This window comes from Escherichia sp. MAL-1 (assembly GCF_052948035.1).
Genome location: NZ_CM129609.1, coordinates 3,990,932 through 4,015,854 on the forward strand (window position 1 = coordinate 3,990,932; position 24,923 = coordinate 4,015,854).

The window sequence follows — 24,923 nt, forward strand, 5'->3', positions numbered from 1 at the left end:
CTCACACAGTTGTCAAGTGTTACGTTTAGATAATTGCTATCCGGAAAAGCATCTGCTATTTATAGCGGCCTCATTTTTCCCCCGAACATGGGGATCGATAGTGCGTGTTAAGGAGAAGCAACATGCAAGAAGGGCAAAACCGTAAAACATCGTCCCTGAGTATTCTCGCCATCGCTGGGGTGGAACCATATCAGGAGAAGCCGGGCGAAGAGTATATGAATGAAGCCCAGCTGGCGCACTTCCGTCGTATTCTGGAAGCATGGCGTAATCAACTCAGGGATGAAGTCGATCGCACCGTTACACATATGCAGGATGAAGCAGCCAACTTCCCGGACCCGGTAGACCGTGCAGCCCAGGAAGAAGAGTTCAGCCTCGAACTGCGTAACCGCGATCGCGAGCGTAAGCTGATCAAAAAGATCGAGAAGACGCTGAAAAAAGTGGAAGACGAAGATTTCGGCTACTGCGAATCCTGCGGTGTTGAAATTGGTATTCGCCGTCTGGAAGCGCGCCCGACAGCCGATCTGTGCATCGACTGCAAAACGCTGGCTGAAATTCGCGAAAAACAGATGGCTGGCTAATTACAGCCGTTCCATCACGTTTACCACAGGCGGGAAATGCTCCCGCCTTATTTTTTGTTCAAAGAGATGACAGACACACACTATATTGGCCGCTTCGCCCCCTCTCCTTCCGGCGAGCTTCATTTTGGTTCTCTGATTGCTGCGCTTGGCAGCTATTTGCAGGCTCGCGCCCGGCAAGGTCGCTGGCTGGTACGTATAGAAGATATCGACCCGCCTCGTGAAGTTCCCGGTGCCGCAGAAACTATCCTGCGCCAGCTGGAACATTACGGTCTGCACTGGGACGGCGATGTTCTCTGGCAATCGCAACGTCACGACGCCTATCGTGAAGCACTCGCCTGGTTACATGAGCAAGGGCTAAGTTATTACTGCACCTGCACGCGTGCGCGTATTCAAAGCATTGGCGGTATTTACGACGGTCATTGCCGGGTGTTGCATCATGGACCAGACAACGCCGCAGTGCGTATCCGCCAGCAGCATCCGGTCACGCAATTTACTGACCAGCTGCGCGGCATTATTCACGCCGACGAAAAACTGGCACGGGAAGATTTTATTATTCATCGCCGTGATGGTTTGTTTGCCTATAACCTGGCGGTGGTGGTGGATGATCACTTCCAGGGCGTGAGCGAAATTGTCCGCGGGGCAGATTTGATCGAACCGACAGTGCGGCAAATCTCGCTGTACCAGCTTTTTGGCTGGAAAGTGCCAGATTACATTCATCTGCCGCTGGCGCTTAATCCACAAGGCGCTAAACTTTCCAAGCAGAATCATGCGCCTGCGTTGCCGAAAAGCGATCCACGCCCGGTACTAATCGCGGCACTTCAATTTCTGGGTCAGCAGGCAGAAGCACACTGGCAGGATTTCAGCGTCGAGCAAATCCTCCAGTCAGCCGTCAAAAACTGGCGGCTTACCGCCGTGCCTGAGTCAGCAATTGTAAATTCAACATTCTCAAATGCGTCATGCTGAGCTATGATTAGCCGCTATTTTTTTGTCCTGAATGATGTTTGACACTACCGAGGTGTACTATTTTTACCCGAGTCGCTAATTTTTGCCGCAAGGTGCTAAGCCGCGAGGAAAGCGAGGCTGAACAGGCAGTCGCCCGTCCACAGGTGACGGTGATCCCGCGTGAGCAGCATGCTATTTCCCGCAAAGATATCAGTGAAAATGCCCTGAAGGTAATGTACAGGCTCAATAAAGCGGGATACGAAGCCTGGCTGGTTGGCGGCGGCGTGCGCGACCTGTTACTTGGCAAAAAGCCGAAAGACTTTGACGTAACCACTAACGCCACGCCTGAGCAGGTGCGCAAACTGTTCCGTAACTGCCGCCTTGTGGGTCGCCGTTTCCGTCTGGCTCATGTGATGTTTGGCCCGGAGATTATCGAAGTTGCGACCTTCCGTGGACACCACGAAGGTAACATCAGCGACCGCACGACCTCCCAACGCGGGCAAAACGGCATGTTGCTGCGCGACAACATTTTCGGCTCCATCGAAGAAGACGCCCAGCGCCGCGATTTCACTATCAACAGCCTGTATTACAGCGTAGCGGATTTTACCGTCCGTGATTACGTTGGCGGCATGAAGGATCTGAAGGACGGCGTTATCCGTCTGATTGGTAACCCGGAAACGCGCTACCGTGAAGATCCGGTACGTATGCTGCGCGCGGTACGTTTTGCCGCCAAATTGGGTATGCGCATCAGCCCGGAAACCGCAGAACCGATCCCTCGCCTCGCTACCCTGCTGAACGATATCCCACCGGCACGCCTGTTTGAAGAATCGCTTAAACTGCTACAAGCGGGCTACGGTTACGAAACCTATAAGCTGTTGTGTGAATATCATCTGTTCCAGCCGCTGTTCCCGACCATTACCCGCTACTTCACGGAAAATGGCGACAGCCCGATGGAGCGGATCATTGAACAGGTGCTGAAGAATACCGATACGCGTATCCATAACGATATGCGCGTGAACCCGGCGTTCCTGTTTGCCGCCATGTTCTGGTACCCACTGCTGGAGACGGCACAGAAGATCGCCCAGGAAAGCGGCCTGACCTATCACGACGCTTTCGCGCTGGCGATGAACGACGTGCTGGACGAAGCCTGCCGTTCACTGGCAATCCCGAAACGTCTGACGACGTTAACCCGCGATATCTGGCAGTTGCAGTTGCGTATGTCCCGTCGTCAGGGTAAACGCGCATGGAAACTGCTGGAGCATCCTAAGTTCCGTGCGGCTTATGACCTGTTGGCCTTGCGAGCTGAAGTTGAACGTAACGCTGAACTGCAGCGTCTGGTGAAATGGTGGGGTGAGTTCCAGGTTTCCGCGCCACCAGACCAAAAAGGGATGCTCAACGAGCTGGATGAAGAACCGTCACCGCGTCGTCGTACTCGTCGTCCACGCAAACGCGCACCACGTCGTGAGGGTACCGCATGACAGTGGCGTATATTGCCATAGGCAGCAATCTGGCCTCTCCGCTGGAGCAGGTCAATGCTGCCCTGAAAGCATTAGGCGATATCCCTGAAAGCCACATTCTTACCGTTTCTTCGTTTTACCGCACCCCACCGCTGGGGCCGCAAGATCAACCCGATTACTTAAACGCAGCCGTGGCGCTGGAAACCTCTCTTGCACCTGAAGAGCTACTCAATCACACACAGCGTATTGAATTGCAGCAAGGTCGCGTCCGCAAAGCTGAACGCTGGGGACCACGCACGCTGGATCTCGACATCATGCTGTTTGGTAATGAAGTGATAAATACTGAACGCCTGACCGTTCCGCACTACGATATGAAGAATCGTGGATTTATGCTGTGGCCGCTGTTTGAGATCGCGCCGGAGTTGGTGTTTCCTGATGGGGAGATGTTGCAAAATAGACTTACTATCCTGAATACTTCACAACCTGTAATCTGGTAATTTCAATTATTTATATTTGCAAGTCAGGTCAAAAGGTTATTGATGATAGAAGGTATACCGCCCTCTTTAAAATAAAATTATTTCTTATAATAATCATAATTTTGAATTTCCTCACTTTAAATATTCTAAAATCATTTTTTAAATTATCTAACTTGACACCCATAATCATAAATAAAACAAATAAATTCACTGATATTCACTAAAAAATAGACTATACACAAAAAAATCCATAAACCAAATAAATATATTCAGCCAAGTGATATTTATCAAATACTTACATAATAACCACATATTCAGTAATATACGCCAGCTATATTAACTAATAACTTTTTTGTAAGGACACATGTAATGAAAAAAACATTACTCGCCGCCGCACTGGTGATGGTTTCTGGTTCCGCTTTGGCTGTAGATGGTGGTCATATTGATTTTAACGGTCTGGTTCAGTCTGGTACTTGTAAAGTCGGCGTGGTAGACGCGGGTATGCACGGCATTACTACCGATGGCGTAGTAACACTGGATACCGCAAATGTTACTGATAACTTTGCGGAAGTTAACGCGACTGCAGTTGGTTTGTTGCCAAAAGAATTTATGATTTCTGTAAATTGTGAACCTGGTAAGACAGAAGCCTCTTTAACTATGGGTTCCGCAAGCTACGCAAACACTAGTGGTACTTTGAATAACAATATGAACATCACTGTAAATGGCATTCAGCCAGCAGAGAATGTGAATATTGCAGTTCATAACATGACCAACAAATCTGGCGCAGCTGAGATTAAACAGGTACACATGAACAACTCTGCAGAAAAACATCTGCTGACTTTGGATGCTAATGGCGACGGTCAATATGTGTTTAATGCCTCCTATGTAAAAGCACCGAACAGCCAGGATGTGACTTCTGGTCACGTTACCACTAACGCACTGTACACCATTACTTATAACTAATGGTGCAATAAGCATAAGGTTTGCCTGCGGGCAAACCTTATTTTTCCGTTTTCACATAATTACACAATAGCATGGAGTGCTTATGTTTCCCATTATAAAAAAAACCGTCAGCGCGTTATTTATTAGTACGTTGTTAACCAGTGCACCTGCATTCGCCGATATCATAATTTCCGGCACTCGTATCATATATAATGCAGATAAAAAAGATGTTAACGTCCGTCTGGAAAACAAAGGCAATCGGCCCTTGCTAATTCAAAACTGGTTGGATACAGGTGATGACAATGCGGATCCCAGCCAGATCAAAGTTCCGTTTACTTCTACGCCGCCTGTATCTCGCATTGAATCTAAACGTGGGCAAACGGTAAAGGTGATGTTTACTGGAACAACACAACTTCCTGCGGACCGGGAAAGTGTTTTCTGGTTTAACGTGCTGGAAGTCCCGCCCAAGCCGAAAGATGCCGAATCAGACAAAAACTTATTACAACTGGCTTTCCGTACCCGTATCAAACTTTTTTATCGCCCAAGTGGATTAAAAGGTGAACCCGCTGAAGCACCAGCCAAACTGACGTGGAAGTTAAATAATGCGCAGCTTCAGGTAAACAACCCAACCCCTTACTACGTTTCATTCAATGACGTCGCAATTGAAAGCGGCGGTAAGAGCTACAAAGTCGACTCCAGCATGGTTGCGCCTTTTGGTCAGGTTAGTTTTGCCGTGACAGATATAGCGAGCAGTGTGTCTTCAGGAAAAGTTATTTACAAAGCCATTAATGATTATGGTGGCAATATTGATGGCTCTACATCGCTTTAATCACTAAACGGATTAACTTTAAATCGCCAGGAACGCAACCTTGTATACGTTAACTCATCAGAAAAGCCGTCTACCAAAAACAACACTTCTGGCTGCATGTTGTGCTTTTTTTTATAGCAGTAACGGCGCGGCAACAGAAAGCGTGGAATATGACAGTTCCTTTTTGATGGGTACTGGGGCATCGAGCATCGATGTCAAACGTTATTCACAGGGTAACCCAACGCCTCCTGGCGTTTATAACGTCCGTGTGTTTATCAACCAACAATCCGTTGCCAGTTTAGAACTTCCTTTTGTTGATATAGGGGAAAACAGCGCCGCGGCCTGTATAACACTTAAGAATCTGGCACAACTGCATATTAAGCAGCCAGAATACCCAATTACACTGCTTGCCAGAGAAGGCGAAGAAGGCGATTGCCTGGACATCAAAAAATCGATCGAGCAAGCGGAAGTCAGCTATGACGGCAGTGAGCAGCATTTGGAAATCTCGGTTCCGCAGGCTTACGTCTATAAAACATATGGCGGTTATGTTGACCCCTCACTTTGGGAGTCGGGTATTAATGCCGCCATGCTTTCTTACTCATTAAACGCCTACCACTCCGACTCTAAAAATGGCAACCGGGACAGTATATACGGAGCCTTCAATACCGGTCTGAATTTAGGAGCCTGGCACCTGCGTGCGCGCGGCAACTATAACTGGTCACAAGATAACGGTAACAGTTTTGACTTTCAGGATCGTTACTTACAGCGTGACATCCCGGCAATACGCTCACAAGTGATCGTGGGTGATGCCTATACCACCGGTGAAACCTTCGACTCAGTCAATGTACGTGGTATGCGTCTTTATAGTGATAGCCGTATGCTACCATCCGCACTGGCCAGCTATGCGCCAATCATTCGTGGCGTAGCAAATTCTAACGCCAAAGTGACAGTGACCCAGAACGGTTACAAAATCTATGAGTCCACCGTTCCACCGGGTGAATTCGTGATTGACGATCTCAGTCCTTCAGGGTTTGGTAGCGAATTGGTCATTACTATTGAAGAAGCAGATGGTTCTAAACGCTCATTTACCCAACCTTTCTCTTCTGTCGTGCAGTTGCAGCGCCCTGGCGTTGGCCGTTGGGATATTAGTGCCGGACAAATTATCGATGACAGCTTGCGTCATGAACCCAATATGGCACAGGCCTCTTTTTACTACGGTTTCAATAATTTATTCACCGGTTATACCGGAGTCCAAATTACAGATAACGACTATATGTCTGGCCTTTTGGGGCTAGGGATCAATACCAGTATTGGTGCCTTTGCGGTAGATATTACACATGCCCGTACCGAAATTCCTGACGATAAAACATATCAGGGGCAAAGTTATCGTATAACCTGGAACAAATTAATCGAAGCTACAAGCACCTCATTTAACCTTGCTGCCTATCGTTATTCCACTGAGGATTACCTTGGTCTGCATGATGCGTTAGCCCTCATTGACGACGCCAATCATCTGTCAGTCAACGACGACAAAGACACGATCCGTACCTATTCACGCATGAAAAACCAATTTACCGTTAGTGTAAATCAGCCGTTGAGTTTTGCTTATGAGGATTACGGTTCACTCTTTTTATCTGGCAGCTGGACAAACTACTGGGCTGGTAACAATAACCGAACTGAATACAATGTTGGTTACAGTAAAAGTGTCTCCTGGGGGAATTTCAGCGTCAACTTGCAACGTAGCTGGAATGAGGACGGCAATAAAGATGATGCGATGTATTTGAACGTTAGCGTTCCGCTGGAAAATATTTTCGGCGGTAAACGTAAATCCTCAGGGTTCCGTAACCTAAGCACTCAATTCAATACTGATTTCAACGGTTCGCATCAATTAAACGTCAGTAGTTCGGGTAACAGCGAAGATAATCTCATCGGTTACAGTGTGAATACGGGTTATAACCTTGATAAAGAATCTGAAAATGTCGCTTCCGTTGGTGGATATCTTAGCTATGACTCCACATGGGGAGGTTTTTCCGCTTCTGCTTCTGCTAGCACCGATAACAGACAACAATACTCTGTCTCTACCGATGGTGGTTTTGTACTTCACAGTGGCGGCCTGACCTTTACCAATAACAGTTTCGGTAGCAATGACACTTTAGTCGTCATTAAAGCACCCGGAGCGAAGGGGGCACGAGTCAATAACGGTACTGATGAAATCGATCGCTGGGGTTATGCCGTTTCCTCATCCTTAAGTCCATACCGTGAAAACCGGGTGGGATTAAATATTGAAACATTGGAAAACGATGTCGAACTGAAAAGTACTAGTGCCACCACTGTACCTCGTAGTGGTTCCATTATTCTTGCCAGTTTTGAAACTGACCAGGGGCGTTCTGCAGTTCTGAATATCAGCACCAGTAACGGTAAACCTATTCCTTTTGCCGCTGAAGTTTATCAGGATGAAATTATGATCGGCAGTATGGGTCAGGGTGGTCAGGCATTTGTACGCGGTATTAATGACAGCGGAGAGTTAATTATCCGCTGGTTCGAAGACAGTCGAACAATAAATTGCAAATTGCATTATCAACTTCCTGCACAGCCAGAAACACTTGGAAGTACAAACACCTTATTATTAAACAACCTTACCTGTAAGTTGGTTAACCACTAAAATGGAACATTCTATGAAAAGGATCATAATAATATCTACGCTAGTTGGCCTTGGGTTACCCACAACTGGCTCAGCGACAAATATTAATGTCGATTTTACCGCACAATTGCTGGCGACTACTTGTACAATAACGATTAAAGAAGATGGAGGCCCCGCGGTTAATAATACGGGCGGTGATGATTATAGTATGACTATCCCAACGGTTGGGCTGGATAAAATTGCCAATGCTCATGCTGATGCTCAAGCCAATTTTCAATTGGTGGCCAAAGATTGTAGTGAGGGTTATTCGAAAATTATCACTAAACTTTCTGGAGCAACCATTTCCGGTAACTTGATTAAAAACGAAGCGACGGACACTCCTGTAGCAACCAATATTGGTATGGGCATCAAGCGCCGGGATGCAGCTGATGCTTCGTTTATTACGCCTAATAATAGTGCAAGTGTTGAGTGGACTACGGAAGATAAAACTAATGGAATGAAGTTAACCGTTGCCCTGCGCGAAACTACAGCAGGGACAGGAAATATCGGTAATTTCCGTGCGAAAGCCACCTTTAACTTCACCTACGAATGACAGGAACAGCGACCATGAAATTAAAAGCAATAGCAATACTGATTGTTACTGGTGGAATGATTAGCCATAGTGCCCTGTCAGGAACAACGTCTGCAACCTTAACGGTAGACAGCATTGTCACAATGGGTACTTGTACTGCTCAATTACTGGACTCCAATGATAAAGAAATCTCACAAGTTGCGATTGGTGACGTTTATATTTCTGAACTAAGAAATGAAACCAATAAAAAAGCCTTTAAAATCCGTTTTAGTGGTTGTGCCGGACTTCCGCAAAAAAAAGCACTGGTAAAATTAACTCCCAGAGGAATAGGTTGCGGTGGTTATAATGCTAACTCAGCCGGTTTTGCAAATGCAAAGAATGGTGCGGGCGCAGCAGGAAGAGTTGCAGTTGAAGTATGGACTACCAAAAATGCAGAAATTGAAGCTGGCAGTGAAATTTTTAATTGTTTTAGCCCCGCAGATAAAACGGTTAACCTTTCTTCCGTCACTGCGACGCAACATTTCGATTATGATTTAAGTGCTAAGATGGTTGTTGCTGAAGGCAGACAGTTGAGTGATGTCACACCGGGTGAGTTTCTTTCTCCAGCTACCTTTACAATCTCTTATCAGTAACAACAGATAAGGAAATTATAATGCTTTTCCAGGAACATAATTTCGCACTTTTTTTCGGGCTGGTAACAGCCCTCTGCTCTCCTGTTAGCCTGGCTAATAAAGATGTAGATCTTACTGCGAACATTGTGTCAAGCACATGTCAGATCGAAATAAATAATAATGGTGTAGTTGATCTCGGCACCGTGACACTGGACTATTTTTCTAACAATATAACCCCAGATACGGATTACGCTGGCGGTAAGAATTTTACTGTCAACGTCGTTTCTTGTGATAATTTGCAAACCACACAATCGCAGATTAAATTCGATTTTCAACCACAAACTGGATCTCTTGCCCAAGCAAATCAACAAGTTTTCAGTAACCAATACGAGTTACAATCTATCGGAGCTAAAAATGTTGGGGTTGTTATTTTTTCAGCACAGCCCCATGCACAAAAATTTAACGTTCGGGGGACGGACGGAGCATCAAAAGCCATTTATGCCTTACCCTCTAATCAAGTGGTTCCGTCAACGTGGACATTCTATGCCCGAATGCAAAAAGTCAATAACGCTCTTGCACCTGTTGCTGGCATTGTGAGAAGTCAGGTTATAGTTAACGTTTATTACGAATAATAAGGATTACTATGCAAGGGAAAGTCAAAAAAATTTTGCTTCATATATACAGTGCAGTGCTATTATTTTTGGCATCGTCATGGTATGTTTTTGCTGGCACGGGTTCTGAATGCTATATAGAAAGCAGTTCGGCCGGGAGTTATACCATTTTCATTAATACCCCTCCCTATAGTGTAGCGACACAGCAGGTCACTACTCCTTACGAAATATCTGATGCAGCCACAGATGTACCAATTGTACTTCGGGGTGATGGAATTGCATGTAAAGCCATACCAAATGGCGATGAGAGTATACATTTTCTTAATACCGCTGATGCCAATCTAATATCAACATATACTTCAGCACGAGGTTCTACATTATTAAAAACCACCGTTCCGGGTATTGCTTATACTGTTGAATTAATTTGTGATACCTGTCCTGAAGTAGTCGACTTACGCATTCCACCAGCTGGCGACGATAACTTCACCCCCAACTCCGATATCTGGTGGGTGTGGGGCGAAACAGATGAAAAATGGAAGTTACGTTTTCGCTTTTTCTATACTCCGGAGTTTAAACCTAAAAATGGTGTTACCAGTGGAACGTTATTACCGGGAAAAATTGCTTCCTGGTATATTGGTATCAACACCCAACCATGGATCAACTTTTACGTTGATGCAGATACATTTAAATTTACCGTGGATCAACCTACATGTAGTACCATTGCTCTGGATTCAACCAGCCAAAATATCAGCGGTAATAAAATAAACTTGGGAGACTATTATGTTTCCCAGGTTAAGCAGGAAATCACCCAAGTAGTTCCATTTACTATTCGGGGCGATTACTGTTACGCAAGCAAAATTACAGTGAAGTTGAAAGCCACAACTGAGGCACCAAATAAAAAATTAATTGGAAAATCATCCGGCTCAGCAACCGGTGTTGGTGTAAAAGTCTACTCAACTGCGAACAACAGTGAGGTTCAGCTAAACGCAGACAACAGCAACGAGATTATATTTAACTACGCTAACTGGTCAAACAACCTTCTTTATTTTCCGTTTACGGCGCAACTGGTTAAAGATGGAAGTAATGGCACAATTAGCCCTGGGGATTTTACCGGTAATGCGACATTCTCTTTTTCCTATGAATAAGTAAGTCTCACCCCAACTCAACGCACCAGATTCAAACTCTGGTGCGAAACTTTCTTCACACTAAAAACCATTGCCCCCCTGATTTCGACTGTTAGAATGCAATCAGATCTGACTTTAGCTATCAGGATACGTTATGAAACCAACCGCCATCTCCTTACTGCAGAAGTACAAACAGGAAAAAAAACGTTTCGCGACCATCACCGCTTATGACTATAGCTTCGCCAAACTCTTTGCTGATGAAGGACTTAACGTCATGCTGGTAGGCGATTCGCTGGGCATGACGGTTCAGGGACACGACTCCACCCTGCCAGTTACCGTTGCCGATATCGCCTACCACACTGCCGCCGTACGTCGCGGCGCACCAAACTGCCTGCTGTTGGCTGACCTGCCGTTTATGGCGTATGCCACACCGGAACAAGCCTTTGAAAACGCCGCAACGGTTATGCGTGCCGGTGCCAACATGGTCAAAATTGAAGGCGGTGAGTGGCTGGTAGAAACCGTACAAATGCTGACCGAACGTGCCGTTCCTGTATGTGGTCACTTAGGTTTAACCCCACAGTCAGTGAATATTTTCGGTGGCTACAAAGTACAGGGGCGCGGCGATGAAGCGGGTGATCAACTGCTCAGCGATGCATTAGCCTTAGAAGCCGCTGGGGCACAGTTGCTGGTGCTGGAATGCGTGCCGGTTGAACTGGCAAAACGTATTACCGAAGCACTGGCGATCCCGGTTATTGGCATTGGAGCAGGCAACGTCACTGACGGGCAGATCCTCGTGATGCACGACGCCTTTGGTATTACCGGCGGTCACATTCCTAAATTCGCTAAAAATTTCCTCGCCGAAACGGGCGACATCCGCGCGGCTGTGCGGCAGTATATGGCTGAAGTGGAGTCCGGCGTTTATCCGGGCGAAGAACACAGTTTCCATTAAGGAGTCACGTTGTGTTAATTATCGAAACCCTGCCGCTGCTGCGTCAGCAAATTCGCCGCCTGCGTATGGAAGGCAAGCGCGTGGCGCTGGTGCCTACCATGGGTAACCTGCACGATGGCCATATGAAGCTGGTCGACGAAGCCAAAGCCCGCGCCGATGTGGTCGTCGTCAGTATTTTCGTTAACCCGATGCAGTTCGACCGCCCGGAAGATCTGGCTCGTTATCCACGCACCTTGCAGGAGGACTGCGAAAAGCTAAACAAACGTAAAGTGGATTTAGTTTTCGCCCCTTCGGTAAAAGAGATCTACCCGAACGGTACTGAAACCCACACTTACGTTGACGTTCCTGGCCTTTCGACCATGCTGGAAGGTGCCAGCCGTCCGGGACATTTTCGCGGCGTTTCGACTATTGTCAGCAAGCTGTTCAACCTGGTCCAGCCGGACATCGCCTGCTTCGGTGAAAAAGATTTTCAGCAACTGGCGCTGATCCGCAAAATGGTTGCTGATATGGGCTTTGATATTGAGATTGTCGGTGTGCCAATTATGCGCGCCAAAGACGGTCTGGCGCTGAGTTCCCGTAACGGTTATCTGACGGCGGAACAACGCAAAATTGCGCCCGGTCTGTACAAAGTTTTAAGTTCGATTGCCGACAAATTGCAGGTTGGCGAACGGGATCTCGATGAAATTATTACTATTGCCGGGCAAGAACTGAATGAAAAAGGCTTCCGCGCCGATGATATTCAGATTCGCGATGCCGACACGTTGCTGGAAGTTTCTGAAACCAGCAAACGGGCAGTAATTCTGGTAGCCGCCTGGCTTGGCGATGCTCGCCTGATCGACAACAAAATGGTCGAGCTGGCGTAATACTTAACTGGCGCTACGGCTGATGGCGCCAGTTATTAATTTACCCCACGTCATCTGTCATAACACAGGTAACTTAAATAAGGTTAATTACCTTATCAATCTCAGCAAGAGGTAAATTTGCCATCTCTGCAACGTCTTCCCGAGACATTCCTTTACTCAGAAGACGCTGGGCGAATTCCTGACTTACTTCCTGTCTTCCCTGCTGAATCCCCTTCTCAATCCCTTTCTCTTCAAACCACTGCGCCAGCGTCATCATAGACTCCCCTCCCGTTTCCCTGTCTCTCAACACACCGTAAAACAAATCCGCTTGTTCAGTATGACCGCGTTGCAGCATATAGTTTTGCATGGCAACTAACTGACTTCCGCTAGTGTACCCTTCGTCGATCAGCGTGACCAGTTGCTCAAGCAATAACATTAAGTCGCGCTGGCGAATATGTTTTTGCAGTAGTTCGAGAATCGCAATCCGCCGATGTTGCATGATTTCGTCATCCGGTGTGATGGTGATATCCACCAGCGGGAAAGGACTGTTATAGACGCGTCGCGCCAGCTCCGGCGAGTAAAACATATCAAACCAGCACATTGATAGCGGATAAGGTGTGGCCTCGCCCTGATAAAACAGTATCGGCACCACCAGCGGCAGCTTATCGTGGTCAGCCTCCAGATGCCGGTGCATGGCGGCTATAGAATAACGCATCATGCGAAAGGCCATTTTCTTATCCGGCTTGCTTTGGTGTTCAATCACAACATGCAGATAACCGGGATTGCCCTGCATTTGCACGGAATAGAGCACGTCCGTGCTGTGTCCTTTCAGGCTCTCTTCAATGAAACTCCCCGACTCTAAATGAAGCGTGTTGAGGTCACAAAGTTCGCGTAATTCCACTGGCAAATGTATCTCCAGAAAGTCGCGAGCCGTCTCCGCATGCATTAAAAATTGTTTAAATACCGCGTCATGCGGTGTGGTACTCGGTGCATCCATCTTCCCTGTCTTCCGTGTGGCTTTGCGTGAAGGCAGTATCCAGTCAAGGCGCGCTATCGTCAGCCACCTCTTTATTGTTTACCGAGCAGCGTTCAGAGAAATATCAATTCGTTACAGGCGATACATGGCACGCTTCGGCGCGGTACGCAAACTGCTGACGCAAATGCCGTCAGATGAGTAGACACTAAACAAAAATCGGGCAATACTGCGTGAGAATTTCCTCAAAGCAGGCATCGCCTGCTTCGTTAACGACAGGGTAGAAAGGTAGAAGTTATGATTCGCACGATGCTGCAGGGCAAACTCCACCGCGTGAAAGTGACTCATGCGGACCTGCACTATGAAGGTTCTTGCGCCATTGACCAGGATTTTCTTGACGCAGCCGGTATTCTCGAAAACGAAGCCATTGATATCTGGAATGTCACCAACGGCAAGCGTTTCTCCACTTATGCCATCGCGGCAGAACGCGGTTCGAGAATTATTTCTGTTAACGGTGCGGCGGCCCACTGCGCCAGTGTCGGCGATATTGTCATCATCGCCAGCTTCGTTACCATGCCAGATGAAGAAGCTCGCACCTGGCGACCCAACGTCGCCTATTTTGAAGGCGACAATGAAATGAAACGTACCGCGAAAGCGATTCCGGTACAGGTTGCTTGATTGTTATCCCTGCGGCTGGTTACTCACCAGCCGCGACATCGTCTCCAGCGAATCCGTTCTTAAGATATAAAGTCGTTTTAGTAACAACGGATTATCCCCCGGTTTTACTTTGCCTTTCATGGTTGTCACCGCCAGGTGAAATCCGGCATCGTTTGCTGCCTTCACGGCGTTGTCATTAAATCCGCCAAACGGATACGAAAGATACCAGACATGCGGATTAAATTGCGCCAGAGCGCGGCGTGAACGTGCAAAATCAAACAGAATATTGTGCTCACTACGGCTCAGTAATATGGGTCGGCGATAACCATCTACCCGATGCAAAAAATGGGTATGTGACTGGAAATCAAATACATCGCGAATTTCGTTAAGCTCAGAAACGCTCATAAATTGCAGCGATTTTGGGTTCCACTTCTGCGGGTGACGTTTGATGCGTGAGGTAACAATAAACGCCGTCGCCTTCATGCCATATTGTTTCAACACAGGATACGCATAGCGGCTCACCGACTTGAGGCCATCATCAAAGGTAATCACCACCGCTCGCGCAGGGAGATTGATCTTATTCTTCACGTAGCCTTCCAGCTGCACCATGCTCAGTGTCGCGTATCCCCTGTCACGCAGCCAGGCCATCTGGTTATTGAAAGCGCGTACCGATGTGGTCGTCGAAGTATGGCGAAAACGGGTGTTTTCTTCGTCGCGCAGAATATGGTGATAGGTTAGCACCGACAGGCCATTATCGGGTTGGGCATCCAGTGCGCTGATATAGGCCAGTCGATCGCCAATACGGATCTGATACCAGGTTTGATTTAACCTGTCTTTCAGTTTATGCAAAATCGGGTAGCGCAAATTGTCCGCCAGTACCCCAAATGGCGCACTTCCCGCACTCGGCGCGTTATAGACCGGCGTATCTTTCCAGGTAACTAAGTTCTGATTACTCAGCGGCTTGTTGAGGTCGCCCAAACCGTCTTCAACTTTTTGTCGCCCCTGAACCGGCTCGAGATGACCTTTATCGATAAAACCTTTGCCAAAGCCAAAATTAAATGCGTAATAACTTGCGGCAGTGGGCTCCACGGCAATGATTTGTCCGGCCCGAATATTCCCCACGGTCACCATCTTGTCACCAATTTGCGCCCAGACCGCAGCATTTTCGATGGTTTGCATATAACGGGCAGGTAACGCGGCACTGACACTTGCGGTAAACAGCATCAGCAGGAGAATAACAGCTTGTTTGTACATGAAAAAATAACCGAGGGTGAAACAACGCTTTTATTGTAGCAAAAGCGCCATCAGAATCGCGGGTTAATACTCATACAAATTATGTTTGAGGACGAAAGGCGGATTTTTTTGTTGTTGGTGCCAAAGACTACTCACCTCCGGCGCACCCAGTTCGACAATACGCTCGCGAAACTCTGAACTGGTCATGGTTTCACGGCAAGCCATCATCTGTTCAATTAACGGTAACGTGACACCAGAAATCACTTCGCAACGGGAGTGTTTGTGGCTTAATAATGAAGCCACGCGATACGGTGGCGCTCCGGCTATATCGGTTAAGAAGATGACACCCTCACCAGAGTCCGCTTCATGCAGAGCATCGCACATCATGCGGCTGAGCATATTAGAGCTTAATCCGCGCCAGAAATTCACGGCCCGGCACTGAAGAAGTGCCCCATGTTTTTTCTCCAGCGCATCCAGCATCTCTTGCGCCCGGTCATCGTGACAGGTAATTACCCAACCTAACATCGCCTTCCTCCTTAGCCGAAAATCAGTCTACCCTGACCATTGTTGATAAAGGGTGATAGCCGTCAAAACTCCTCTCCCCCAAATCCAGAGGAGAGGAAATAGACTTAGCTACGCAAACCACGTCCACGTTGGATCAGCGACCAACAGATCAAATAAAACGCCACAATAAAGACCACCAGTACGCCAAAGGTAGTGACCAGCGGAACATCATTGATACCGAGGAAGCCGTAGCGGAAACCACTGATCATATAAACGATTGGGTTCAGGTGCGACAGCCCTTGCCAGAACGGCGGCAACAAAGTCAGTGAGTAAAAGACCCCGCCCAAATACGTGAGTGGCGTTAACACAAAGGTTGGCACCAGGCTGATGTCATCGAACGTTTTGGCAAACACACCGTTCAGCAAACCCGCAAGGGAGAACAACACCGCCGTGAGCACCAGCGTTAAGGCAACGAATACCCACGAATGCACCTGAAATGGCACAAAAAACAGTGAAATTGCCGTCACCAGAATGCCAACAAACAGACCACGCGCCACGCCACCGCCGACATATCCGGCAATAATGACGTGAGTCGGAACCGGCGCTACCAGCAGCTCTTCAATATTACGCTGGAACTTGGCACCAAAAAATGATGACGCAACGTTGGCGTAGGCATTGGTGATCACCGACATCATGATCAGCCCCGGTACGATGAACTGCATGTAGCTGAAGCCATGCATATCGCCAATACGCGAACCAATCAGGTTACCGAAGATAATAAAGTAAAGGGTCATGGTGATGACTGGCGGCACTAGCGTCTGCACCCAGATACGCATAAAGCGATGGATCTCTTTCGCCCAGATGCTTTTTAGCGCCACCCAGTAAAGATGCATCATGCGCGATCTCCTTGTTTTTCATTAACCAGTGAAACAAACAGCTCTTCCAGACGGTTAGCTTTGTTACGCATACTTAATACCTGAATGCCCTGCTCACTTAACTGCGTAAATACGCTGTTGATCCCCTGCTCACGCAGCACTTCAACTTCCAGCGTCGCGGTATCAACCAGTCGATACTGATAGCCATCGAGCTTCGGTAACGGACTTTTCGGTGCGAGATCGAGAATAAAGGTTTCCGATTTCAGCTTCGCCAGCAGCGCCTTCATCGAGGTATTTTCCACCAGCTCACCGTGTTGAATAATGCCGATATTGCGGCACAGCATTTCTGCTTCTTCCAGGTAGTGTGTGGTGAGAATGATGGTGGTGCCTTTGTCGTTTAAATCCTTCAAAAAGCCCCACATTGAGCGGCGAAGCTCAATATCCACGCCTGCGGTCGGTTCGTCGAGAATCAGTAGTTTAGGCTCATGCATTAACGCACGGGCAATCATTAAACGGCGCTTCATCCCGCCAGATAACATACGCGCACGTTCGTTGCGTTTTCCCCATAAATCGAGCTGCTTAAGATACTTTTCGCTGCGGATGTACGCTTCTTTGCGCTCCACACCGTAGTACCCTGCCTGATTAACCACAATTTGCTGCACGGTTTCAAACGGGTTGAAGTTAAATTCCTGCGGCACCAGTCCCAACTGACGTTTAGCGTTCACGACATCCTTCTCGAGATCGTAACCAAATACGCTGACCCGCCCGGAGGTTTTATTTACCAGAGAGCTGATAATACCGATAGTGGTCGATTTCCCGGCCCCGTTCGGCCCGAGAAGCGCATAAAAATCACCCGCTTCGACCTGCAAATCTATTCCACGAAGCGCCTGAACGCCGCCTGGATAGGTTTTTTTAAGCTGTTGAAGTTCCAGTGCAATGGTCATAAATTTTTACTTACCTTACGTTCTTACACTTTATCTGTGGTTTAAATCGTCCCGGAGTTGCCCTATATTAGCCAAACGTAATTATTTGGTTACAGGTCGTTAACCTCCATGAAAGACATAGATACACTCATCAGCAACAATGCACTATGGTCAAAAATGCTGGTGGAAGAGGATCCCGGGTTTTTTGAGAAACTGGCACAAGCGCAAAAACCGCGCTTTCTATGGATTGGATGTTCCGACAGTCGCGTTCCTGCAGAACGTTTAACCGGTCTTGAGCCGGGCGAACTCTTTGTTCACCGTAATGTTGCTAACCTGGTCATTCACACCGACCTGAACTGCCTTTCCGTGGTTCAGTATGCAGTGGATGTACTCGAAGTTGAACACATTATTATCTGTGGCCACTACGGTTGCGGCGGCGTACAAGCCGCCGTTGAAAACCCGGAACTGGGGCTTATCAACAACTGGCTGCTGCATATCCGCGATATCTGGTTCAAACATAGCTCATTGCTCGGCGAAATGCCGCAAGAGCGCCGTCTGGATACCTTGTGTGAACTGAACGTCATGGAACAGGTTTATAACCTGGGCCACTCCACCATTATGCAATCAGCGTGGAAACGCGGGCAGAAAGTTACCATTCACGGCTGGGCCTATGGCATTCACGACGGCTTGCTGCGTGATCTGGATGTCACAGCGACTAACCGCGAAACCCTTGAGCAACGTTACCGTCACGGGATTTCCAACCTCAAGCTGAAACACGCCAACCACAAATAAAAATGCCATGCCGGATGCAACACATCCGGCAACTTCACACTTACTCGTCCAGCAGAATCACTTTGCCGATATACGGCAGATGACGGTAACGCTGTGCGTAATCAATGCCGTAACCCACCACAAACTCATCCGGGATCGAGAAACCAATAAATTCTACCGGGACGTTCACTTCACGACGGGACGGTTTATCCAGCAGCGTACAAATCGCCAGCGACTTCGGTTCGCGCAGGCTTAAGATCTCACGCACTTTCGACAGTGTATTCCCCGAGTCGATGATATCTTCAACAATCAGCACGTCCTTGCCACGGATATCTTCATCCAGATCTTTGAGGATTTTCACATCACGGGTGGTGGACATGCCGCTACCGTAGCTGGAGGCGGTCATAAAGTCGACTTCATGAGATACCTGAACTTCACGGCACAGGTCCGCCATAAACATAAATGAGCCACGCAGCAGACCAACCAGCACCATATCGCTGCCGCTGTCTTTGTAACGCTCAGTAATCTGACGACCCAGTTCGGCGATACGCGCTTTAATCTCCGCTTCGGGGATCATTACTTCTACAGTATGTTTCATATCTCTAACCATATGATTTAAAAACAAATCACTTCGCACGGGCAGGTTTTGGCACCGCAACAAAGCGCAAGACACGCAGTATACCAGTAAAACTATTCATTCGCGGAATCTGTTAATAAAGCTCGAATTGTGATGACGATCACACATGTTAAAACCTATAATTAATTGCTACTAAAATATTAATGAATTGAAATGGTGTCTCTTTATGGCAATTAACAATACAGGCTCGCGACGATTACTCGTCACGCTAACAGCCCTTTTTGCAGCGCTTTGCGGGCTGTATCTACTCATTGGCGGAGGCTGGCTGGTCGCGATTGGCGGCTCCTGGTACTACCCTATCGCTGGCCTTGTGATGCTCGGCGTCGCCTGGATGCTGTGGCGCAGTAAACGTGCCGCGCTTTGGCTATACGCCGCCCTGCTGCTCGGCACCATGATTTGGGGCGTCTGGGAAGTTGGTTTCGACTTCTGGGCGCTGACTCCGCGCAGCGATATTCTGGTCTTCTTCGGCATCTGGCTGATCCTGCCGTTTGTCTGGCGTCGCCTGGTCATTCCTGCCAGCGGCGCAGTTGCCGCACTGGTGGTGGCACTGCTGATTAGCGGTAGTATCCTGACCTGGGCCGGATTTAACGATCCGCAGGAAATCAACGGCACCTTAAGCGCCGATGCCACACCTGCGGAAGCTATCTCACCCGTTGCCGATCAGGACTGGCCTGCCTATGGTCGCAATCAGGAAGGTCAACGCTTTTCACCTCTGAAACAAATTAACGCCGATAACGTCCATAATCTGAAAGAAGCCTGGGTGTTCCGTACTGGCGATGTGAAGCAGCCGAACGATCCGGGCGAAATCACCAATGAAGTGACGCCGATTAAAGTGGGCGACACCCTTTACCTGTGTACCGCTCACCAGCGCCTGTTTGCGCTCGATGCCGCCAGCGGCAAAGAGAAATGGCATTACGATCCTGAGCTGAAAACTAACGAGTCTTTCCAGCACGTAACCTGCCGTGGCGTCTCTTATCATGAAGCCAAAGCAGAAACGGCTTCGCCGGAAGTGATGGCGGATTGCCCGCGTCGTATCATTCTTCCGGTCAATGATGGTCGACTGATTGCGATTAACGCTGAAAACGGCAAACTGTGCGAAACCTTCGCCAATAAAGGCGTGCTCAATCTGCAAAGCAATATGCCAGACACCAAACCGGGTCTGTATGAACCGACTTCGCCACCGATTATCACCGATAAAACCATCGTGATGGCAGGTTCAGTTACCGATAACTTCTCAACCCGCGAAACGTCTGGCGTGATCCGTGGTTTTGATGTCAACACCGGGGAGCTGCTGTGGGCTTTTGATCCCGGCGCGAAAGATCCGAACGCAATCCCGTCTGACGAACACACCTTTACCTTTAACTCGCCAAACTCGTGGGCACCAGCGGCCTATGACGCGAAGCTGGATCTGGTGTATCTGCCGATGGGCGTGACCACGCCGGATATCTGGGGCGGTAACCGCACACCGGAACAGGAACGTTATGCCAGCTCGATTCTGGCGCTGAATGCCACTACCGGGAAACTGGCGTGGAGCTACCAGACCGTTCACCACGACCTGTGGGATATGGATCTTCCGGCACAGCCGACGCTGGCGGACATCACCGTTAATGGTCAGAAAGTGCCAGTTATTTACGCTCCGGCGAAAACCGGCAACATTTTTGTGCTCGATCGTCGTAATGGCGAACTGGTGGTTCCGGCACCGGAAAAACCGGTTCCCCAAGGTGCTGCCAAAGGCGATTACGTTACCCCTACTCAACCATTCTCGGAACTGAGCTTCCGTCCGACGAAAGATTTGAGCGGTGCGGATATGTGGGGAGCCACCATGTTTGACCAACTGGTGTGCCGCGTGATGTTCCACCAGATGCGCTATGAAGGCATTTTCACCCCGCCATCTGAACAGGGTACGCTGGTCTTCCCGGGTAACCTGGGGATGTTCGAATGGGGCGGGATTTCCGTTGATCCAAATCGTGAAGTGGCGATTGCCAACCCAATGGCACTGCCGTTTGTTTCGAAACTGATCCCGCGTGGTCCTGGCAACCCGATGGAGCAGCCGAAAGATGCCAAAGGCACGGGTACGGAATCCGGCATTCAGCCACAGTACGGTGTACCGTATGGTGTCACGCTCAACCCGTTCCTCTCACCATTTGGTCTGCCATGTAAACAGCCAGCATGGGGTTATATCTCGGCGCTGGATCTGAAAACTAATGAAGTGGTGTGGAAGAAACGTATTGGTACGCCGCAGGACAGTATGCCGTTCCCGATGCCGGTTCCGGTGCCGTTCAATATGGGTATGCCGATGCTGGGCGGGCCAATCTCCACGACGGGTAACGTGCTGTTTATCGCCGCTACGGCAGATAACTACCTGCGCGCTTACAACATGAGCAACGGTGAAAAACTGTGGCAGGGTCGTTTACCAGCGGGTGGTCAGGCTACGCCAATGACCTATGAAGTGAATGGTAAGCAGTATGTGGTGATCTCCGCAGGCGGTCACGGTTCATTTGGTACGAAGATGGGCGACTATATTGTGGCTTATGCGCTGCCGGATGATGTGAAGTAAGACTTGCTCAGATTGCTGACAACGTGCGCGTTGTTCATGCCGGATGCGGCGTGAACGCCTTATCCAGCCTACAAAATTGTGCAAAATCAATGGATTGCACAGCTAGCGTAGGCCTGATAAGCGTAGCGCATCAGGCAGATTTGCGTTTGTCATCAGTTTAATGCCCGGAGAGATCCGGGCATATTTCCGAATACGGTCTTTTTATACCGTAAACCCTAACATCATCCCCGTATCTTCATGCTCCAGCAGATGGCAGTGCGCCATATAAGCATGTTCTTTCGGTGCATCGTGATTAAACTTCACCAGCACTTCGCTGACATTACCTTCTACCTTAACGGTATCTTTCCAGCCCGCGCGATGAGCCGCTGGCAGTTTGCCATTTTCTGACAAGATACGGAACTGCGTGCCGTGGATATGGAACGGATGCAGCATCATGTCGCCCACGCCAGAGATAACCCAACGTTCGTATTGCCCTTTCGCCGCCGCAAACATCGGCTTGTTCATATCAAACGCCTGACCGTTGATTTTGTTGGCATGGTGGAAATCGAACTTCCCGCCGTGGTTCATATGATTCATATTGCCGTGCCCCATATGGCCCATCATCTGGCTGTGATCCATCCCGGCCATCGCCTGATCGCCATATTTCTCCATTAGCATCTGCATCCCCATCATATCGAGCATCGGGTCCATAGAGAGTTGCAGCTTGCGTACCGTCAGCCCTTCCAGCGAAGGTAACGCAGGCAGGCTACTTAATGTGTCTGGCAAAGCACCGGAGGCACTAATAGCAATCGGCTGAATCCGCATTACCGGATGAAGCTTATCAAACGGCGCAATCGCCATCCCCATCTGGCTGACCGGCAGCGTCACCAGGTCAAAGGGTTTGTTATCGTTAACCTCCACCAGCACTTCAAAACGCTCGCCCATCAGCACCGGCAGTTCGCTCACCTTCACTGGTTCAGGTAGCAGACCACCGTCGCTGGCAATCACATACAGCGGGCGATTGTCGCTGGTGGCGAAATTGAGCGAACGGGCATTACAGCCATTGAGCAAACGCAGGCGCAGCCAACCACGCGGGGCAGCGTGTTGCGGGTAGATTGCACCGTTGGTCAGCAACGTATCGCCAAACCAGCCCACGGCGGCGGTCATCACATCCAGTTGATAATCAATCTGCCCGTCGGCGCTAAATTTCTTATCCTGAACGATCACCGGAACATCATCGATACCCCACTGTTTTGGCAGCATTAATTTCAGGATCTCGTCATCTTCAATCACCACCAGCCCAGCCAGCCCCATCGCCACCTGTCGCCCGGTTTTGCCGTGCTGATGCGGATGGAACCAGCAGGTAGCGGCAGGTTGATCAACGTTCAACGTCACCGAGCGCTTGCCACCTGGCGGAATAATTCCCTGCGGGCCGCCGTCGACTTCACCCGGTACTTCCAGCCCGTGCCAGTGCAACGTTGTCTCTTCCGTCAGTTGGTTGTAGATATCAACCGTTACCGCTTTGCCGCGCTGTAATTTCACCGCCGGCCCCAGCAGATTGCCGTTATAGCCCCAGGTAGTTGCAGTTTTCCCGCCAAAGGTGGACTGGCCTGCGCCAATAGTTAACTGAATGCGATTACGGGCATCGGTCGTGAGCAAATCAGGGATCGGTAACGTTGGGCGTTCTGCCGCAAATACTGCGCGGCTCCACAGCGGCAAAGCCGAAGCCACACCCAGCGCGACGGAATATTTTAAGAAATCACGACGTTGCATAGTTATTTCCTTATTCTTAAGCAGGCGAAACAAAATCAAACGTTGAGCATAGTCCTTCCCCTTACGGGAAGGTCAAGCCGCAGACACAATTTAATCGACAATAATGGTCGTCGCCTCGCTCGCAGTGTGCTAACGTTTATCTTCTTTAAGCCCCTGGTAGAAGCAATGAAGACGTTTTTCAGAACAGTGTTATTCGGCAGCCTGATGGCCGTCTGCGCAAACAGTTACGCGCTCAGCGAGTCTGAAGCCGAAGATATGGCCGATTTAACGGCAGTTTTTGTCTTTCTGAAGAACGATTGTGGTTACCAGAACTTACCTAACGGGCAAATTCGTCGCGCACTGGTCTTTTTCGCTCAGCAAAACCAGTGGGACCTCAGTAATTACGACACCTTCGACATGAAAGCCCTCGGTGAAGACAGCTACCGCGATCTCAGCGGCATTGGCATTCCCGTCGCTAAAAAATGCAAAGCCCTGGCCCGCGATTCCTTAAGCCTGCTTGCCTACGTCAAATAATCCCTGATACCTTTTTGTAGAAATATTGACCGTGCATCCGCGGTCAATGTTAGCTATTATGTTGCGCCCTTTTTTTACGGGTGTTAACAAAGGAGGTATCAACCCATGGCCGAAAAAAAACAGTGGCATGAAACGCTACACGACCAGTTTGGGCAGTACTTTGCGGTAGATAACGTTCTGTATCATGAAAAGACCGATCACCAGGATCTGATCATTTTTGAGAACGCTGCATTTGGTCGCGTAATGGCGCTGGATGGCGTAGTACAAACCACCGAGCGCGACGAGTTTATCTATCATGAGATGATGACCCATGTTCCGCTACTGGCCCATGGTCACGCGAAACATGTGCTGATTATCGGCGGCGGCGACGGTGCCATGCTGCGTGAAGTAACCCGACATAAAAACGTTGAGTCAATCACGATGGTGGAAATCGATGCGGGTGTCGTATCGTTCTGCCGTCAGTATCTACCCAACCATAACGCCGGTAGCTACGACGATCCGCGCTTTAAGCTGGTGATCGACGATGGCGTCAATTTCGTTAATCAAACCAGCCAGACCTTTGATGTCATTATCTCCGACTGCACCGATCCTATCGGTCCCGGCGAAAGCCTTTTCACTTCGGCATTTTATGAAGGCTGCAAACGTTGCCTGAATCCTGGCGGTATCTTCGTCGCACAAAACGGCGTCTGCTTTTTACAGCAGGAAGAAGCCATCGACAGCCATCGCAAACTCAGCCATTACTTCAGCGACGTTGGCTTTTATCAGGCGGCGATCCCGACCTATTACGGCGGTATCATGACTTTTGCATGGGCGACAGATAACGACGCCTTACGCCATCTCTCAACCGAAATTATTCAGGCGCGTTTTCTCGCCTCTGGCCTGAAATGCCGTTATTACAATCCGGCAATCCATACGGCAGCTTTTGCCTTACCTCAGTATCTGCAAGACGCACTGGCTTCACAGCCGTCCTAAGGAG

The 24,923-nt window shown here is 48.9% G+C and carries 25 protein-coding genes; 18 read left to right on the top strand and 7 right to left on the bottom strand.

Annotated elements, in window-relative coordinates; genetic code table 11:
* The first annotated feature begins 122 nt into the window (after positions 1-122).
* From dksA to panC, 13 genes are all read left to right on the top strand, one after another.
* On the top strand, positions 123-578 hold the full coding sequence (dksA, locus tag ACU8XX_RS19985) for an RNA polymerase-binding protein DksA (protein WP_001155227.1): 456 nt from the start codon (positions 123-125) through the stop codon (positions 576-578).
* A gap of 66 nt (positions 579-644) precedes the next feature.
* Positions 645-1,541: a tRNA glutamyl-Q(34) synthetase GluQRS gene (gluQRS, locus tag ACU8XX_RS19990; RefSeq protein ID WP_000132643.1), complete on the top strand. Its 897-nt coding sequence runs from the start codon at positions 645-647 to the stop codon at positions 1,539-1,541.
* Positions 1,542-1,600: 59 nt separating this feature from the next.
* On the top strand, positions 1,601-2,998 hold the full coding sequence (gene pcnB / locus ACU8XX_RS19995; RefSeq protein WP_012304915.1) for a polynucleotide adenylyltransferase PcnB: 1,398 nt from the start codon (positions 1,601-1,603) through the stop codon (positions 2,996-2,998).
* Positions 2,995-3,474 carry a 2-amino-4-hydroxy-6-hydroxymethyldihydropteridine diphosphokinase gene (gene folK, locus ACU8XX_RS20000; RefSeq protein ID WP_000215137.1) on the top strand — a complete coding sequence of 160 codons (480 nt, stop codon included), beginning with the start codon at positions 2,995-2,997 and terminating at the stop codon, positions 3,472-3,474. The genes pcnB and folK overlap by 4 nt, the downstream gene beginning before the upstream one ends.
* 348 nt (positions 3,475-3,822) lie before the next feature.
* Positions 3,823-4,416, top strand: a complete 594-nt coding sequence (locus ACU8XX_RS20005) for a fimbrial protein (protein ID WP_000751935.1) — start codon at positions 3,823-3,825, stop codon at positions 4,414-4,416.
* A gap of 82 nt (positions 4,417-4,498) precedes the next feature.
* Entirely contained in the window at positions 4,499-5,224 is a 726-nt protein-coding gene (locus ACU8XX_RS20010; protein WP_000483959.1) for a fimbrial chaperone, read from the top strand.
* Positions 5,225-5,264: 40 nt separating this feature from the next.
* A complete protein-coding gene (locus tag ACU8XX_RS20015; RefSeq protein WP_000288453.1) occupies positions 5,265-7,865 on the top strand; it encodes an outer membrane usher protein in 2,601 nt (866 codons plus the stop codon).
* 13 nt (positions 7,866-7,878) lie between these two features.
* Entirely contained in the window at positions 7,879-8,436 is a 558-nt protein-coding gene (locus ACU8XX_RS20020) for a fimbrial protein (protein WP_000821233.1), read from the top strand.
* Positions 8,437-8,450: 14 nt separating this feature from the next.
* Entirely contained in the window at positions 8,451-9,047 is a 597-nt protein-coding gene (locus ACU8XX_RS20025) for a fimbrial protein (RefSeq protein WP_016241844.1), read from the top strand.
* 20 nt (positions 9,048-9,067) lie between these two features.
* Positions 9,068-9,658: a fimbrial-like protein gene (locus tag ACU8XX_RS20030; protein ID WP_000898741.1), complete on the top strand. Its 591-nt coding sequence runs from the start codon at positions 9,068-9,070 to the stop codon at positions 9,656-9,658.
* A gap of 11 nt (positions 9,659-9,669) precedes the next feature.
* Positions 9,670-10,782 carry a fimbrial protein gene (locus ACU8XX_RS20035; RefSeq protein WP_001161724.1) on the top strand — a complete coding sequence of 371 codons (1,113 nt, stop codon included), beginning with the start codon at positions 9,670-9,672 and terminating at the stop codon, positions 10,780-10,782.
* 133 nt (positions 10,783-10,915) lie between these two features.
* Entirely contained in the window at positions 10,916-11,710 is a 795-nt protein-coding gene (gene panB / locus ACU8XX_RS20040) for a 3-methyl-2-oxobutanoate hydroxymethyltransferase (protein ID WP_240765276.1), read from the top strand.
* Between the two features lie 11 nt (positions 11,711-11,721).
* Positions 11,722-12,573: a pantoate--beta-alanine ligase gene (gene panC / locus ACU8XX_RS20045; RefSeq protein WP_000905386.1), complete on the top strand. Its 852-nt coding sequence runs from the start codon at positions 11,722-11,724 to the stop codon at positions 12,571-12,573.
* A gap of 73 nt (positions 12,574-12,646) precedes the next feature.
* Here panC and rpnC read toward each other — a convergent pair whose 3' ends face one another.
* Positions 12,647-13,549, bottom strand: a complete 903-nt coding sequence (gene rpnC, locus ACU8XX_RS20050; protein ID WP_000339954.1) for a recombination-promoting nuclease RpnC — start codon at positions 13,547-13,549, stop codon at positions 12,647-12,649.
* A 273-nt stretch (positions 13,550-13,822) separates the two neighbouring features.
* Here rpnC and panD point away from each other — a divergent pair, with 273 nt between their 5' ends.
* On the top strand, positions 13,823-14,203 hold the full coding sequence (gene panD, locus ACU8XX_RS20055) for an aspartate 1-decarboxylase (protein WP_000621515.1): 381 nt from the start codon (positions 13,823-13,825) through the stop codon (positions 14,201-14,203).
* Between the two features lie 3 nt (positions 14,204-14,206).
* On the opposite strand, the gene ACU8XX_RS20060 is transcribed toward panD, so the two are convergent.
* From ACU8XX_RS20060 to ACU8XX_RS20075, 4 genes are all read right to left on the bottom strand, one after another.
* Positions 14,207-15,436, bottom strand: a complete 1,230-nt coding sequence (locus ACU8XX_RS20060) for a polysaccharide deacetylase family protein (RefSeq protein WP_000277917.1) — start codon at positions 15,434-15,436, stop codon at positions 14,207-14,209.
* A gap of 63 nt (positions 15,437-15,499) precedes the next feature.
* Positions 15,500-15,940: a PTS sugar transporter subunit IIA gene (locus ACU8XX_RS20065; RefSeq protein WP_000902004.1), complete on the bottom strand. Its 441-nt coding sequence runs from the start codon at positions 15,938-15,940 to the stop codon at positions 15,500-15,502.
* 104 nt (positions 15,941-16,044) lie between these two features.
* On the bottom strand, positions 16,045-16,815 hold the full coding sequence (locus ACU8XX_RS20070) for an ABC transporter permease (RefSeq protein WP_000972203.1): 771 nt from the start codon (positions 16,813-16,815) through the stop codon (positions 16,045-16,047).
* Positions 16,812-17,738 (bottom strand): ABC transporter ATP-binding protein, encoded by a 927-nt coding sequence (locus ACU8XX_RS20075; protein WP_000150637.1) that lies wholly within the window; start codon positions 17,736-17,738, stop codon positions 16,812-16,814. Before ACU8XX_RS20075 ends, ACU8XX_RS20070 begins: the two co-directional genes overlap by 4 nt.
* 108 nt (positions 17,739-17,846) lie before the next feature.
* On the opposite strand from ACU8XX_RS20075, the gene can reads away from it, so the two are divergent.
* Positions 17,847-18,509, top strand: coding sequence for a carbonate dehydratase (gene can / locus ACU8XX_RS20080; protein WP_000651599.1), 663 nt, complete (start codon positions 17,847-17,849; stop codon positions 18,507-18,509).
* A gap of 40 nt (positions 18,510-18,549) precedes the next feature.
* Here the strand turns inward: can and hpt are convergent, their stop codons facing one another.
* On the bottom strand, positions 18,550-19,086 hold the full coding sequence (gene hpt / locus ACU8XX_RS20085) for a hypoxanthine phosphoribosyltransferase (RefSeq protein WP_000683335.1): 537 nt from the start codon (positions 19,084-19,086) through the stop codon (positions 18,550-18,552).
* A gap of 205 nt (positions 19,087-19,291) precedes the next feature.
* On the opposite strand from hpt, the gene gcd reads away from it, so the two are divergent.
* A complete protein-coding gene (gcd, locus tag ACU8XX_RS20090; protein WP_112033937.1) occupies positions 19,292-21,682 on the top strand; it encodes a quinoprotein glucose dehydrogenase in 2,391 nt (796 codons plus the stop codon).
* A gap of 201 nt (positions 21,683-21,883) precedes the next feature.
* Here gcd and cueO read toward each other — a convergent pair whose 3' ends face one another.
* Positions 21,884-23,434 carry a multicopper oxidase CueO gene (cueO, locus tag ACU8XX_RS20095; RefSeq protein WP_240765278.1) on the bottom strand — a complete coding sequence of 517 codons (1,551 nt, stop codon included), beginning with the start codon at positions 23,432-23,434 and terminating at the stop codon, positions 21,884-21,886.
* A 165-nt stretch (positions 23,435-23,599) separates the two neighbouring features.
* Here cueO and ACU8XX_RS20100 point away from each other — a divergent pair, with 165 nt between their 5' ends.
* Both ACU8XX_RS20100 and speE read left to right on the top strand, forming a co-directional pair.
* Complete coding sequence (locus tag ACU8XX_RS20100) at positions 23,600-23,947, top strand: YacC family pilotin-like protein (protein WP_001295568.1); 348 nt, start codon at positions 23,600-23,602, stop codon at positions 23,945-23,947.
* Between the two features lie 105 nt (positions 23,948-24,052).
* Complete coding sequence (gene speE, locus ACU8XX_RS20105; RefSeq protein WP_000818411.1) at positions 24,053-24,919, top strand: polyamine aminopropyltransferase; 867 nt, start codon at positions 24,053-24,055, stop codon at positions 24,917-24,919.
* The last annotated feature ends 4 nt before the right edge of the window (positions 24,920-24,923 follow it).